Here is a 14392-nt window from a genome sequence, read left to right on the forward strand (position 1 = left end):
TGCGTGTGCCGGACATTTTACAGCCGCGTACCGGACGGAATGACGGTGTCCTTAGGAATGACGATGACTCCGTCATGAACGAAGTAGAGATCAGTCTGTTCACCGTCGGCTTTGCCGTCGGGTGAAATATAAACGCTGTCGCCGACACGCACATTTTTATCGATGATCGCATTCTTAATATAGCAATCCCGTCCGATGCCAAGGTTTAGATCATAGCCCTCTTCCGGTGCGCCGTTTTCAAAATAGTCGGCACCCATGATGACCGAATGTTCAATGACAGAACCTTCGCCGATCACAGCACGCAATCCAACGACGGAATGCAGCAGCCGGTGGCCGGAAACGATGCAACCTTCAGAAAGCAGACAGCGGTTGAGATCGCAGCAGTTGATTTTTGACGGCGGCAGATAGCGCATATGGGTGTAGATCGGCGCGGAGTCATCATAGAATGTAAATTCCGGCACAAGATCGGTCAGCGCCAGATTGGCTTCATGGAACATGCCGATGGTCCCGATGTCTTTCCAGTAGCCTTCAAAAATATGGCTGCAGACTTTACGCTGATGAATCGCCTGCGGAATGATATGTTTTCCAAAATCGGAATAGTCATTACCGCACAGGAGATCGGCCAGCAGTTTTGCATTGAAAACATAAATGCCCATGCTGGCCAGATAACGTTCTTCTTTATACATCGGCGCGCGCAGTTCATCGAGGCGCTGCGTGTCACCCGGTTTTTCGGCAAATTCAATAATCTGCCCTTTATCATCCACGTGCATGATACCGAGTGCGCCGGCTTCGGCGCGCGGCACAGGTTTAGTGCAGATTGTCACCTCGGCACCGCGTTCAATGTGTTCAGCAATCACTTCCGCAAAATCCATGCGGTACAGCTGATCGCCGGAAAGAATCACTACAATATCAGGCCGCATGTGCATAACGTGGCGGAGCGACTGCCGCACCGCATCTGCAGTGCCCTGAAACCAGACGCTTGATGTCGGCGTTTGTTCGGCAGCGAGTACGCGCACAAAACCACCGGACGAAAACTGGTCAAAATTATAGGTCGACTGAATGTGCCGGTGCAATGACACGCTGTTGAACTGTGTGAGCAGATAGATGGAGCGGATGCCGCTGTTAATGCAGTTGCTGATTGGAATATCGACGAGCCTGTATTTTCCGGCGATCGGCACTGCGGGTTTCGCGCGATCCAGCGTTAACGGTTGAAGACGAGTTCCGGCGCCGCCGCCGAGAATGATTCCGACTGTTTTAACAGCCATACTGTCCGCTCCTGGTTATGTTGTTCGGATTACAGCCTTTTCTGATCAATACTTTCCACTATAACATTATGAAAATTTCTTTTACAGAAAAAAATTCCGAAGTTAAGAGTTCGGGGTCAGTATTAAAATAAATTTTTCAAAAACCATGAACTCTCACCCCTGAACCTTGAACTCACCTCTTTATCATGTTTTGTGCCGCAATCCATCCTGTTGTCCATGCAGCCTGCAGATTAAATCCGCCGGTAAGCGCATCAATATCGAGAACCTCACCGGCCAAATATAATCCCGACTGCAAACGGCTTTCCATCGTTTTAAAATTAATCTCTTTCAGCCGGATTCCGCCGCACGTTACAAACTCCTCCCGGTGCGGATTTTTTCCGGCGATAGAAACCGGAAACCGGCAAAGCTGTTCGATCAGCCGCCGGAAATTTTTGGACGGGCACGTGCCCCATTCCTGTGTTTCAGCAATTCCGGCGCGTGCAGCAAGCAGCTTCCACAGCCGCGCCGGAATTCCAAACGGCGACCATGTTCCGATCTGTTTTTTAGGCGACGCCGCACGCGCTTCTTCCAGCATTTTAAACGCTGACTCCCCGCTTGCCGCCGGCAGCCAGTTCACCGTCATCTCAAAGCGGTAATGTTGCGCGGCAAAAATCCGCGCGCCGAACGACGAGAGCGTTAACACCGCCGGACCGCTTATACCGCTGTGTGTAATCAACAGCGCGCCGTCTGTTTTAAATCCGGCAGCACTCACTGCAACATGTTCGACCGTAATTCCTGCGAGTGCAGTCAGTTCGTCATCGTTCACTGTGAATGTAAACAGCGACGGCACGCACGGTTCAACCGTATGTTCAAGCCCTTCAATAAACGCGCCACCGCCGGTGGCAACTAAAAGTTTTTTGCAGTACAATGTTTTTCCGGTACGCAGCGTAACATTAAAACCGCCGGCGTTTTTTTCAACCGCCTGCACTTCACTCTCCGTTCGAACTTCAACCGCACCGCGTGCAACGGTTTGCATGAACACATCGATGATATCGTCCGACGAATCCGAACGAGGGAAAATACAGCCGTCATCTAAGGTAACCAGCGGCACACCGTGCGCTTCAAACCATTGTATGGTTTCCGCCGGACCGAACCGGTTGAATGGACCGATCAGCTCGCGCTCCCCGCGCGGATAGTTTTTTACAAATTCACGGATATCAAAACACCGATGCGTTAAATTACACCGTCCGCCGCCGGAAATCCGGACCTTCGCCAGCGGGACTCTACCTTTTTCAAGCACCAGTGTTTTTACGTCCGGCGCTTCTTCGGCAATCACCGCCGCCGCAAACATTCCCGCCGCGCCGCCGCCGATTATGATGACATCGTATTGCATAAATATTTTATGCTCCGTCTGATAAACGCTGCCGCCGGAGCGCATCAAGAATAATTCCGGCGGTTTTGGGTCCGATGCCGGACACAGCGCACAGTTCGTCGAATGTAGCGCGACGCAAACGTTCGAATGAACCGAAATGTTTGAGCAGCAGCTCTTTTTTTCTGGGACCGATCGTTTGTATTTCGTCGAGCGCCGATTCGCGAATGCGCTGCGCACGCAAACGCCGGTGGTAGGTAATCGCAAAGCGGTGAGCCTCATCGCGCAGGTTGGTCACAACACGCAGAGCTTCTGAATTACGCGGCAGAAAAACCGCCGGATGATCGTCGCGCACAATCTCTTCGTACTGCTTGGCGAGTCCGACGGATGGAATACGGACACCGATCTCTGACAGCACGGCGCGCGCGGCGCGCAGCTGGGTAATGCCGCCGTCAACGACGATCAAATCCGGCAGCGTACCCTGCTCAGCTTTTAAACGCCGGTAGCGCCGTCCGACGGCTTCAGCCATCATGCGCGGATCATCGCTGCCCGCAACGGTCTTGATACGAAAACGCCGGTAGCGCTGCGGCGCCGGAATTCCGTCGACCGCACACACCATACTGGCGACGGCGTAGGTGCCGGAAATATTGGAGATGTCAAAACATTCGATGATGCGCGGCGGCGCCGGCAGTCCGAGTTCGGCGGCGAGCTCTTTTATGCCTTTTTCTGCATCGGCGATGAGTGCACGTCCGGTTTTGCGCACGAGCGCGCGTTCTTTTACAGCGCGGTGCAGCAGCAGCATGAGGTCGCGCAGTGCGGCGGCAGTTTCAAAGTCATGTGTTCCGGCGGCAGCCTGCATCTGTTCGCGGATTTCACGGATGTATTCGGGTCGTTCGCCGCGCAGAAATGCGGCAGCGGTTTGCACGCGTTCCATATATTCTTCCGGCGTAACCTTATGAATGCACGGCGCAGAGCAATGGCGAATAATGTCGTTATGGCAATGTTTCCACGTTTCCTCATCCGGCCGTTCCGGCCGGCAGCGGCGCAGTCCGAAACGGATTTCGGCGAACTCCAGTGCGGCGCGTGCAGCAAGTCCGGAGGTGTACGGCCCGAAATAGATCGCGCCGTCGGGTCTGGCAAGCCGGCAGAATTCGAGTTTGGGAAACGGCTTGCTGAGGTCAAGCCGGAGCAGCGGAAAGTTTTTATCGTCCTTGGCGAGCGAGTTGTAGCGCGGCTTATATTCTTTAATTAAACGGCTCTCGGTGAGCACAGCTTCAGCATCGTTCTTCAGCACGATGAAATCAAAATCGGCGATAGAACGGATGAGCCCGCGCAGTTTCGGTTCGGCCTTGCGATAGGTACTTTCACGAAAATAATTCTGCACGCGCCGGCGCAGTGAAATGGCTTTGCCGATATAAATGATTTTTCCGGCGCGGCTGCGCATGAGATACACACCGGGCTCATCCGGCAGTTCTTTTATCTTTTTCCGAATAGTTTCGCTCCACTGCATAAAAAGAAGTCTGAAAGTCTGGAGATCAAAAGTCAAAGGTCGAAACGGGACTTTTACCGTATCAGACTTTTTGACTTTCGACTTTCATCTTTTTTCCGTCCCCCGTATAGTCTGCGCTCACTTTATCCGGAAGAAAAAACCGGTGCAACCTAAAGGAGTATACAGATATGTCCATGATTATTGATGTGATGGCCCGCGAGATTATTGATTCGCGCGGCAACCCGACTGTGGAAGTCGATGTGATTCTTGAATCCGGTGCAATGGGTCGCGCAGCGGTCCCGTCCGGCGCATCCACCGGCGAACACGAAGCGCTTGAACTGCGTGACGGCGATAAAAAACGCTATCTCGGTAAAGGCGTAAAAAAAGCGGTTGCCAATGTAAATGAAAAAATCGCGCCGGCAGTTATCGGCATGGATGCGCTGGATCAGGTGGGTATCGACCGTCTGATGATCAAACTCGACGGCACAAAAACAAAAAGCAAACTCGGCGCGAATGCAATTCTCGGAGTTTCGCTCGCGACAGCCCATGCTGCCGCTGATTATCTCGGTCTGCCGCTCTTCCGCTACATCGGCGGCGCGAATGCAAAAGTTCTGCCGGTCCCGATGATGAACATTATCAACGGCGGTTCGCACTCCGACGCACCGATTGCGTTCCAGGAGTTCATGATCCGTCCGGTCGGCGCAAAATCGTTCAGCGAAGGTCTGCGCTGCGGCGCCGAAGTATTCCACGCGCTGAAAGCGCTGCTGAAGAAAAAAGGATTGAGCACCGCGGTGGGTGATGAAGGCGGTTTCGCGCCAACCTTCACCGGCGGAACGGAAGAAGCGCTTAATAGCATCATGCAGGCGATTCAAGATGCCGGTTACATTCCGGGCAAAGATGTGATGATCGGCCTCGACTGCGCCGCTTCGGAATTTTTTGTAAACGGCAAATATGACTACACGAAGTTCGAAGGCAAAAAAGCTGCGAAACGGACATCTGCTCAGCAGGCCGACTACCTTGCCGCACTGATCAAAAAATATCCGATCGATTCCATCGAAGACGGCATGGGTGAAAATGACTGGAAAGGCTGGAAACTGCTCACCGAAAAAACCGGCGACAAATGCCAGCTCGTCGGCGACGACCTGTTTGTGACGAATGTTGAATACCTTGCAAAAGGAATTAAACAGGGTTGCGCAAACTCTATTCTGATCAAAGTGAACCAGATCGGTACACTGACTGAAACACTCGACGCGATTGAAATGGCACACAAAGCCGGTTATACTGCGGTTGTTTCTCACCGCTCCGGCGAAACGGAAGACACCACGATTGCCGATATTGCCGTTGCCACGAACGCCGGTCAGATTAAAACCGGATCGCTCAGCCGCTCTGATCGCATCGCGAAATACAACCAGCTCCTTCGCATCGAAGAAATGCTGGAAACCGACGCCCGTTACGGTGCGTAGGTTTTCACCGCATAAATGAAAGACGCTCCGGAGAAATCCGGAGCGTCTTTTGTTTTTGTCAAACGAAGGTTTGAACACCAGAGGTCCCCTGACGTTCAGACTTTACAACCCCAAGACTGTTTTTCTCTTCGACTTTCAACTTTCCGGTCTTTGACTTTCAGACCGTTTCCCCTTATCTTCCCTGATCGTGAGTCCTCAGAAATACTGGAATAAAATCTATCGCATCGCCGGCGGTGCAGTGGTACTGCTTACATTTGCCGGTGTCGGCTTTGCGTTCCTGCCTAAAGTGACACAGTTTTACAGATATCAGGAGACCAAAAGCGGACTTGAAGCCGATATCCGTACGAAAGAGGAAGCCATCAAAGAACTGCGCCGGATGCAGGAGAAATTTGGAACGGACAAATATTTTGTACAAAAGCTGGCGCATGAAATCGGCTACGCGCACGAAAGCGAAACTATTTTTCAATTTAATGATTCCCGCAGCAATAATATCTTGGAGAATATGAATGATTAAACCTGTCGTCTGGACAATCGCAGGCTCAGATTCCGGCGGAGGTGCCGGAATTCAGGCCGACATTAAAGTGATGAATCTGCTTGGTGTGCACGCCTGCTCCGTTATTACCGCACTTACCGCACAAAACACGATCGGCACCGGCAAACTCGAATGGGTTGCAGCGGAAATGCTGACTGCGCAACTCGAAGCACTGCAATCCGATCTGCCGCCGGTGGCCATAAAAATCGGTATGCTCGGAACTAAAACCGCAGTGGAGACCGTGACCGGATTTATGAAAAAAAACCCGGAGCCGTTCATCGTGTGCGATCCGGTGCTGATTTCATCCAGCGGTACATTCCTGCTTGAAGCCGACGCATGGAAAACCATCACCGAAAAACTCTTTCCGGCGGTTACCCTTATCACACCGAATATCCCGGAAACGGAACATCTGTTCGGTCTGAAAATTAAAACGCCGGCAGATATTGAAGCCGCGGCGCAAAAAGCCTTAGCCGCCGGTGCAAAAGAAATTCTAATTAAAGGCGGACATGGCAGGCATAATGTTGAGCTGTCGAGCGACTACTGGACCAACGGTGAAAAAGCAGCCTGGATGTCCAGTCCGCGCATTGAAACGCGCAGTTCGCACGGTACCGGCTGTTTTCTTTCATCGGCGATCGCCGCGCTGCGTGCCAAAGGCTATGCGCCGCTCGACAGCATTCTTTCTGCTAAAGCATTTTTAAACCAGGCACTGCGTCAAGCGCCGGAACTCGGCAACGGTTTCGGACCCCTTGCCTTCAATCCGTGGGCAAAGATCGAAGAGGATTTCCCGAGTATTCAGCATTCGCCGTGAAAAATGATATACAAATCGACTCCCGATAGAACCGTTCTTCCGCTGTTTCAAAATTCGAAATCTTGTGCGGATAGGTGTTAATCCATATTTCGATTTCGCGGAGCATTTTTCTGCGATACGCCCGGCTTTCTTCCTTTCGGAACAAACCGCCGGATGAATCGGTTCGTGTTCTCATTCCCGCCGCGTTTCCACGCACTGTACGGATGGGCGTAATACAGATGCGTCCGCTTCCCGCTTTTAAACGAACGTTCCATTCCGGCATAATCAAGTAGTTCACTTCCGTTGTCCGAGGCGATACTTTTAAATGGTCGATCCTGCAAAACCCGTTTTTCAGCAAAACACGATTTTCTGATCCGGACAGCTTGCGCTCGGTTTGTTTAATCATAAAGTCCACAAGGCCTGTTCGATTATCTCGCACAGGTACGCAAAGAACGGGCGCAATAAAACAGGAAAGCGGGAGGCTGCTTCCCGAAGTTCATTCCTGCAGCCGCTGAAGATGTCCGGCCTTTTCTGCGCGATCCCCGTGAGCTTCGTCTCTAGCGCACGGATTTTTTATGCATAAACAAAGGATTTTATTTGAAATTCAAGTGATAGACGCGCAGGGGCTCGAACCCTGGACCCGCTGATTAAGAGTCAGCTGCTCTACCAACTGAGCTACGCGTCCGGCTGATTGACCGAGAAAGCTACTTGGTACACTTCGCCAGTACAATAAAATTTTCATTTGGTGGGCGAGGCGGGACTCGAACCCGCATACCGCGAGGTGCCAGATCCTAAATCTGGTGCGTCTACCAATTCCGCCACTCGCCCGCGCAAGTCGCATAGAAAAGAGGAATCTGCTTTTTTACTCAAGGGTTTATTTGTTTGCAGCACCGATTTCTTTTATTGTTCTGAAAACGAAGGAGGCTGCGTGAGTATTAAACTGAAGTTTTTCGGCGCTGCGGGAAATGTGACGGGTTCGTGCTATCTGCTTGAAACGGACGGCTCACGGATTCTGATCGATTGCGGGATGTATCAGGAACGCGCTTTGCAGGGGCGTAACTGGGATAGGTTTCCGGTGCCGCCGGAAACAATTGACGCGGTATTGCTAACTCACGCGCACCTCGATCATTGCGGGCGTCTGCCGAAACTGGTGAAGGAAGGATTCTGCGGGAAAATTTTCTGTACACCGGCAACGGCGGACATCGCTGAAATTATTATGAAAGATGCCGCATTCATTCAGGCAGAGGATGTGAAGCACAAACAGGCGCGGCACCAGCGGCAGGGCAAAAAAAGCCCGCATCCGTATGAGCCGCTTTATACGCAGGCGGATGTTGATGATACTCTGTCTCTCTTTTCGCCGGTGGATTATAAAATTCACGTACCGGTTGCCAAAGGCATCATCGCACAGTTTCGTGAGGCAGGACACATTTTCGGTTCAGCCAATATTCGCGTAACGGTGGGATTACCGACCGGCAGATCATGTTCAGTGTTATTTTCCGGCGATGTCGGCCGCTGGAATCTGCCGATCATTAACGATCCCGATCAGTTTAATGAAGCGGATTATGTGCTGGTTGAATCAACATACGGAGATCGGCTGCACGGTGAAACAAAAGATATTCCGGAAAAACTTGCGGACATCATCAATGAAACCAATCGAGCTGGCGGCAATGTAGTGATTCCCAGTTTTGCCGTTGAACGTACGCAGGAGCTGATTTATCATCTGAATACGCTGTTGCGCGAAGATCGCATTCCGCACCTCTTCACATTCATTGACAGCCCGATGGCAATTAAAGTTACTGAGGTTTTTAAAAACTATCCTGAGCTGTACGACGAGGAGGCAAAAGCGCTGATGGCAAAAGGCATTGCACCGTACGATCTGCCGGGACTGATGATGTCAAGCACGGTCGATGAATCCAAAGCCATTAATCATATTAAAGGCACCGCAATTATTATTGCCGGTTCAGGTATGTGTACCGGCGGGCGCATTAAGCACCATTTAAAAAACAATATCAGCCGGTCTGAAAGCACCATTTTGTTCGTTGGATTTCAGGCAGTCGGAACACTCGGTCGTGTTATTCTTGACGGCACCGATCCGGTGCGGATCTTTGGAGAAGAACATCTGTTGCGCGCACGTATTGAACGGATTTCCGGTTTTTCGGCGCATGCTGATCAGCATGAATTATTACGCTGGCTCAGCGGACTCAAAACGGCACCCAGACGTGTGTTTGTTACGCACGGTGAACCGGAGTCGGCCAAAAATTTTGCGAACCTGCTGGAAGAAAAAAACAACTGGAATTGTGTTGTCCCTGCATATCTGCAAGAATTTATTTTGGATTAAATAAACAATAATATGAGTTGCACTGTTATTTGAATCATAAAATTGTAGTCGCGGGCGTTGACTGTCAGATCAGATCGTGACTAATACAACTGATGTAAATTTAATGTCGATGAATTATAGATTTTACTGCATTCCCTGACCTTTGAGGTTTAACTGTACGCCTTTTGACTATCTCTTTTCAACAGCAACCAAAGAAAAAACGGACCGCCGAGCAGGGATGTAATTAATCCGGCAGGCATTTCGATCGGTGCAAGCAGTGTGCGAGCCAGTCCGTCGCACACGACCATAAACATTCCGCCGAACAGGATCACTGCCGGAAAAAGCCTCCGGTGATCCGCACCGAAAATCTGCCGGCAGATGTGCGGCACCATTAATCCAACAAATGCCACCGGTCCGCAGAATGCCACCGCCGCACCGGTCATTAATGATGCGGCAAGAAACAGTAATTTTTTGGTGCGGTTCACATTCAATCCGCGTGCGCCGGCGAGTTCTTCGCCGGTGAGCAGCAGATTCATTTCGCGCGTCAGCAGTGCGGTAATGATCAATCCAGCGGCAGTGAAGATTGCGAGGTTGACCGGCGCGGAGTAACCAACAACAGAAAAGCCGCCCATCATCCAGCGGATCATCCGGAACGTTTCGCCGGGATCACTGAAATATTGCATCAGCAGAATCAGGCTGGAAAAAAACATATTCACCGCCACGCCGGAAAGCAGCAGCGTGGCGGTGGAAAATCCGGTTTTAGAACGCGCGAGTCCGTATACCAGCAGTACCGCGCCGGTGGCGCCGATAAATCCAGCAATGGATGTGCCGGAAATTCCGGCAAATGCCAGTGCCATGCCAAACCGCATCCAGATTGCGGCGCCGAGCGCCGCACCGCCGGAAACGCCCAGTGTAAAGGGTGTGGCAAGCGGATTGCGAAAGAGCGATTGAAAAATCATTCCACTGACTGCCAGCGCAATTCCGGCGAAGCAGGCTGTCAGTGTGCGCGGAATCCTTAAACGAATCAAAATTTCATGCCCCATTGCATTGGTGAAAATATTCGTACTGCCGAGCAGTGGGAAGGCCAGCAGCACCGCAATGCACAGAAAAATTAACATGGTGAATTTTATTTTCATTATTTTTTTCAACCGCGGATTACGCAGATAGAACGGATGTTTTGACCACGAATGAACGTGAATTTTCGCAAATGTTAAAAACTTTTTTATTTCCATTCATATTTTATTAGCATGTATTTGCGTTCATTCGCGGTTCACAAATTCATAATTGGCGGCCTCTGTTGCCGGAATTAAAACGTCTTTGCGGATAAAATCGGTTTCAAAGAGAGCTTTGAGTGCGGCCGGTGAAATCATATATTCCGGCACGTTTTCAGCGAATACGGTGCCGGATTTCATCGCGATAATCCGGTCGCTCCAGTGCGCGGCGCTGTTGAGATCATGGTTCACCGCAACGATGGTTACACCACGCTCGCAGTTAATCTGTTTCAGCAGCTGCATGATTTCCGCCTGATGTTTCCAGTCGAGAAAAGTGGCCGGTTCATCGAGCAGCATCACCGGCGTTTCCTGCGCGAGTGCGGCGGCGATATAAACCTTCTGCCGTTCACCGCCGGAAAGTGTGCGCAGTGTGCGGTCGCGGAACTGTGTGACGCCGGTCAGCTGCATCGCGCGTTCAACGGCGGCTTCATCTTCTTTGTCCGCCGGAGAGAGCGGCGATAAATAGGGGTAGCGCCCCATCATCACAAATTCAAAAACGGAGAGCGGGAACTCGATATCGTGTGTTTGCGGGACATAGCTGACCTGTTTAGCGAGCTCACGGCTGCTGGAGGATTTGCATTCTTGTCCGCTGATTGTTGCGGTGCCGGCATACGGATACATACCAAGCAGACAGCGCATCAGGGTGGTTTTTCCGGCGCCGTTCGGGCCGATGATTGAAACATATTCTCCGGCGGCAACTGTCAGTGAAACACCGCGCAGAATTTGCACGCCGTTTAACTCAAGTTTCAGAGAATCAATTTGAATTACATTCACGGATGGCCTCGGTCAGATCGCGAAGAAGCAGAACAAAACGCGGTCCCGGTGTCCACGCATATTCATTGGTCATTGTCACGGTGCGGGTTTTCCATTTGTGCAGCGAGGCGCTGCCCATATCCGAAAGAATATCAACAATCAGATCGGGATTCAGCACTTCGAGTCCGTCGGCGGAAATTTCGGGATAGCGCGCCGGCGATTGGATCGCGCCGGCATTGCGTCCGCCGGCGGCGCGAATGATGTCATCATAAAATGTATCTTTTCCGGCGACGTACATGCGCCCAAACGTTTCATCGCGTGCAACACAAACTAAAATTGCCGGCGCATTTTCAGTCGCCGGTTGTTTCAGCGCTTCATATTCATGTTTCAGTTCGCCGTATAATTTTTCTGCAGCAGCTGTGGCATGAACCGCGCGGCCGATCGCCGGAATTGAATCGAGGATCTCATCAATTTTTTCGTGCGTTACGCTCAGAAAAGGAATGCCCAGTTGTTTTAACGGTGCCGCAATTTCGCTTTGAAATGAAAGTCCAATGACAATGTCCGGACGGAGCGCAACGATCATTTCCCAATTAGGATCGTACAGTCCGCCGATTGCCGGTTTTTCTTTTATCTCAGGCGGATAAACCGAATAGCGGCTCACGCCGACTACCTGATTTTCAAGGCCGAGTCCGCACAGAACTTCGGCAACGCTCGGTGCCAGCGCAACGATACGCATGTCGCCGGATTTTTTTTCCGGCGCTTTTCCGCAGGCGGTGAGAAATAAAATTGAAAATAAAACAATAAAGGGTAGGGATGGCAGTCCCTTGCCGCCCGTTTTACCATCGGCGCTCAAGGGACTGAGCGCCCTACCAAAACGCGACGAAGACGTCGCGTCTACTTTAAAAACCCATTTCATCAAAACTTCATCGTTAAGCCGGCTTTATAGGTTCGTTCCGGCGCGGGATAATATCCACCGTATGAAACGAGATAATTGTATTCCGTTTCAAAAATATTATCGACGCCGGCAAAAACCGAACACTCAACATTGCGGACTTTAAACTTATAATCCAGCAACAGATCAAAGAGGGCGTAATCTGACTGTTTGTCGGCGCCTGAATTTGCATTATCGCCGAGCGCATACATTTTCCCGACATAACCCATGTGCGTGCTAAGCGTCAGTGCGTCCGTCAAAAAAAACGAAAGATTTACATCCAGTTTATTCTGCGGCACCCACGGAACTTTATTTCCGCTGTTATCGCCATTTGTAAATTTTGAATAAAGCCCGGTGTAAAATGCATCGATTGCAAAAAGGTCATGTGAATATCCTGCATATAATTCAATTCCGCGATGCGTGGTTTTATCCATATTTACATTTTGCGTTCCGCCCCAGCCGATTTCATCTTTCATGTCCGTTCTGAACACAGTTGCCTGCAGAACTAGGTTTTCAACCGGCAGGACTTCAACGCCGGCTTCATAATTGATACCGGTTTCCGGATCAAGATCCGGATTAAATGCATCTCCGCCCCAGCCGGAATAAATGGCCTGTTCATCCAGAAACGGATAACGGTAGGTGCGGCTGATTTTCCCGAACACTTTCACTTTATCGTTCGGCAGCCAGTCAAGGCCGGTTTCCAGTGCGTGTTCTGTGTGCCGGATGTCGTCATCATACTGTGAACCGCCTTTGAATTTTACATCGATCTTATTCTGCTCAAGCCGTGCACCGGCATTCAGTAAAAGTTTATCTGTCAGGAAAAACGTATCAGCGATATATCCGCCGGCAATCTGTTTCGTTGCTTTTGTATCCGAGTTGGGCAAATCGGTTTGTGTGTTCAGTTTTTCGAATGAAAAATCCATTCCGATCACCAGCCGGTTCTCTTTTGTTCCCAGCGGTGACAACAGTGTGAATTTTGGCGACAGCGTATAATTTAAAATCCGGTAGTCGTAATGTGTTCCCCACAAATCAGAATCAATATCTTTGTGTGTCCAGCCCCCGTCCAGATTGAATACGACTTCTTCACTGAGCAGTGCTGTCACGCCTGCAAACAGATTATAATATTCACTGCGTGCAGCGTCATCCTGCCGGTTCGCACTGCGCCGGTCATCATTTTCGCTTAGCGCACCCGGCATTTGGTACTGATCTTTAATTGCCGAAAGCTCGGCGTAGGCGGAAAAAATCTCATTGAACGTTCCGCTTAAACGCAGGCTAGCGGAATTAATATCATACCGCGAACGATCGCGGTAGCCGTCGCCGGACTGATGTCCAGCGGTGGCAACATAACCGATACCGTCCAGATCGCCGGACGTCACGGCATTTAGATCGTGCGCTTCATAACTGCCAACCGACAGACCGAGCGTGGTTTCCGGCGTTTTGGTGGCTTCTTTTGTGATAATATTAATTACACCGCCGACAGCATGGTCTCCGTAAAGCACCGAATTCGGACCGCGCACCACTTCAATTTTTTCAACTGCCTGCAACGGAATCTGCGCCCAGTTAATCGACGCCATATCCGGACGGTTTAATTTGCGGCCATTTAATAATACAAGTACGCGCCCGTGTGGATTATCACCTCCGAATCCCCGAATATCCACTGACGCCTGTGATGGATCATCAGTAAAATTTTTAAAAAACAAACCAGCTTTTTTCGACAGAATTTCCGTCATCGACGAATAATGTCCGGCGGCAATGTCTGCGGAAGAAATCACCGTCGGATTGCCGGAAATTGTACGAATATCATCGGCGCGGCGCGTGGCAGTAACCACAATGCGCGTGGCTTCTGCGGTTGTGCTGGTGGTGGAGACTTCTTCGGCGAATACACTCAAAGAAATCAAACCGGCGGCGGCAAACATCCCAATCTTCATTTAAGCCTTTCCCATCCCTCAAGCGGAGACATTCAAGTTGCGGCAGAAGGACGGTATTCCGGCTTTTACGGTTGCGCGACAGCGGCTGAGTTTTCACAGCACTTTCCCTGCGTCTTCTGCATCCGGGCGTGGAACATACGGTGTTTAGATTGAGCGATCAACATTAATGTAGTAACAAACACACTATCGAATTGACTCATAAAAAAAGACACCGAAGCACGGGCCGCAGAGGGGGGCGGATTGTTTCGTTGACTCATAAGGATGACACCCTGTTGCTGGAGGGATGGAAACGATGAGTCTGGAGTCAA

At 50.8% G+C, this 14392-nt stretch carries 11 protein-coding genes, 2 tRNA genes and 1 riboswitch; of the genes, 4 read left to right on the forward strand and 9 right to left on the reverse strand.

Annotation, left to right across the window (positions count from 1 at the left end; all coding sequences use genetic code 11):
• Positions 1-17: 17 nt before the first annotated feature.
• From WC959_11185 to WC959_11195, 3 genes are all read right to left on the reverse strand, one after another.
• Positions 18-1265 carry a glucose-1-phosphate adenylyltransferase gene (locus WC959_11185; GenBank protein MFA5689693.1) on the reverse strand — a complete coding sequence of 416 codons (1248 nt, stop codon included), beginning with the start codon at positions 1263-1265 and terminating at the stop codon, positions 18-20.
• 172 nt (positions 1266-1437) lie between these two features.
• Positions 1438-2637, reverse strand: coding sequence for an NAD(P)/FAD-dependent oxidoreductase (locus WC959_11190; GenBank protein ID MFA5689694.1), 1200 nt, complete (start codon positions 2635-2637; stop codon positions 1438-1440).
• A gap of 7 nt (positions 2638-2644) precedes the next feature.
• On the reverse strand, positions 2645-4123 hold the full coding sequence (locus WC959_11195) for an excinuclease ABC subunit UvrC (protein MFA5689695.1): 1479 nt from the start codon (positions 4121-4123) through the stop codon (positions 2645-2647).
• Positions 4124-4290: 167 nt separating this feature from the next.
• Between WC959_11195 and eno the strand changes: the two genes are divergently transcribed.
• The 3 genes from eno (at position 4291) to thiD (ending at position 6905) form a co-directional block, all read left to right on the forward strand.
• Entirely contained in the window at positions 4291-5565 is a 1275-nt protein-coding gene (gene eno / locus WC959_11200) for a phosphopyruvate hydratase (GenBank protein MFA5689696.1), read from the forward strand.
• A gap of 187 nt (positions 5566-5752) precedes the next feature.
• A complete protein-coding gene (locus WC959_11205) occupies positions 5753-6079 on the forward strand; it encodes a hypothetical protein (GenBank protein MFA5689697.1) in 327 nt (108 codons plus the stop codon).
• Positions 6072-6905, forward strand: coding sequence for a bifunctional hydroxymethylpyrimidine kinase/phosphomethylpyrimidine kinase (gene thiD, locus WC959_11210; GenBank protein ID MFA5689698.1), 834 nt, complete (start codon positions 6072-6074; stop codon positions 6903-6905). Before WC959_11205 ends, thiD begins: the two co-directional genes overlap by 8 nt.
• A gap of 591 nt (positions 6906-7496) precedes the next feature.
• Here thiD and WC959_11215 read toward each other — a convergent pair.
• Positions 7497-7569: transfer RNA gene (locus tag WC959_11215), tRNA-Lys, on the reverse strand.
• A gap of 58 nt (positions 7570-7627) precedes the next feature.
• A tRNA-Leu gene (locus WC959_11220) sits at positions 7628-7712 on the reverse strand.
• Between the two features lie 100 nt (positions 7713-7812).
• Here WC959_11220 and WC959_11225 point away from each other — a divergent pair.
• Positions 7813-9222, forward strand: coding sequence for an MBL fold metallo-hydrolase (locus WC959_11225; protein ID MFA5689699.1), 1410 nt, complete (start codon positions 7813-7815; stop codon positions 9220-9222).
• A 149-nt stretch (positions 9223-9371) separates the two neighbouring features.
• On the opposite strand, the gene WC959_11230 is transcribed toward WC959_11225, so the two are convergent.
• The 4 genes from WC959_11230 to WC959_11245 all read right to left on the reverse strand — a co-directional run bounded on the left by WC959_11230 (position 9372) and on the right by WC959_11245 (position 14084).
• A complete protein-coding gene (locus WC959_11230; protein ID MFA5689700.1) occupies positions 9372-10433 on the reverse strand; it encodes an iron ABC transporter permease in 1062 nt (353 codons plus the stop codon).
• A gap of 27 nt (positions 10434-10460) precedes the next feature.
• Positions 10461-11246: an ABC transporter ATP-binding protein gene (locus WC959_11235; protein MFA5689701.1), complete on the reverse strand. Its 786-nt coding sequence runs from the start codon at positions 11244-11246 to the stop codon at positions 10461-10463.
• Positions 11227-12141, reverse strand: coding sequence for a helical backbone metal receptor (locus WC959_11240; protein ID MFA5689702.1), 915 nt, complete (start codon positions 12139-12141; stop codon positions 11227-11229). Before WC959_11240 ends, WC959_11235 begins: the two co-directional genes overlap by 20 nt.
• The gene (locus WC959_11245; GenBank protein MFA5689703.1) at positions 12141-14084 is read right to left on the reverse strand and encodes a TonB-dependent receptor; all 1944 of its coding nucleotides are present in this window, start codon (positions 14082-14084) and stop codon (positions 12141-12143) included. Before WC959_11245 ends, WC959_11240 begins: the two co-directional genes overlap by 1 nt.
• A riboswitch (adenosylcobalamin-variant (AdoCbl-variant) riboswitch) is annotated at positions 14077-14203 on the reverse strand. (Overlaps the previous gene by 8 nt.)
• Positions 14204-14392: the final 189 nt, after the last annotated feature.

The organism is Kiritimatiellales bacterium (assembly GCA_041656295.1).
GTDB lineage: Bacteria > Verrucomicrobiota > Kiritimatiellia > Kiritimatiellales > Tichowtungiaceae > Tichowtungia.

Excerpts from the sequence above, each read along its gene's own strand:
- thiD (MFA5689698.1), top strand. The coding sequence starts at position 6,072 with ATGATTAAACCTGTCGTCTGGACAATCGCAGGCTCAGATTCCGGCGGA.
- WC959_11230 (MFA5689700.1), bottom strand. The coding sequence starts at position 10,433 with ATGGAAATAAAAAAGTTTTTAACATTTGCGAAAATTCACGTTCATTCG.
- WC959_11185 (MFA5689693.1), bottom strand. The coding sequence starts at position 1,265 with ATGGCTGTTAAAACAGTCGGAATCATTCTCGGCGGCGGCGCCGGAACT.
- eno (MFA5689696.1), top strand. The coding sequence starts at position 4,291 with ATGTCCATGATTATTGATGTGATGGCCCGCGAGATTATTGATTCGCGC.
- WC959_11190 (MFA5689694.1), bottom strand. The coding sequence starts at position 2,637 with ATGCAATACGATGTCATCATAATCGGCGGCGGCGCGGCGGGAATGTTT.
- WC959_11245 (MFA5689703.1), bottom strand. The coding sequence starts at position 14,084 with ATGAAGATTGGGATGTTTGCCGCCGCCGGTTTGATTTCTTTGAGTGTA.
- WC959_11195 (MFA5689695.1), bottom strand. The coding sequence starts at position 4,123 with ATGCAGTGGAGCGAAACTATTCGGAAAAAGATAAAAGAACTGCCGGAT.
- WC959_11240 (MFA5689702.1), bottom strand. The coding sequence starts at position 12,141 with ATGAAATGGGTTTTTAAAGTAGACGCGACGTCTTCGTCGCGTTTTGGT.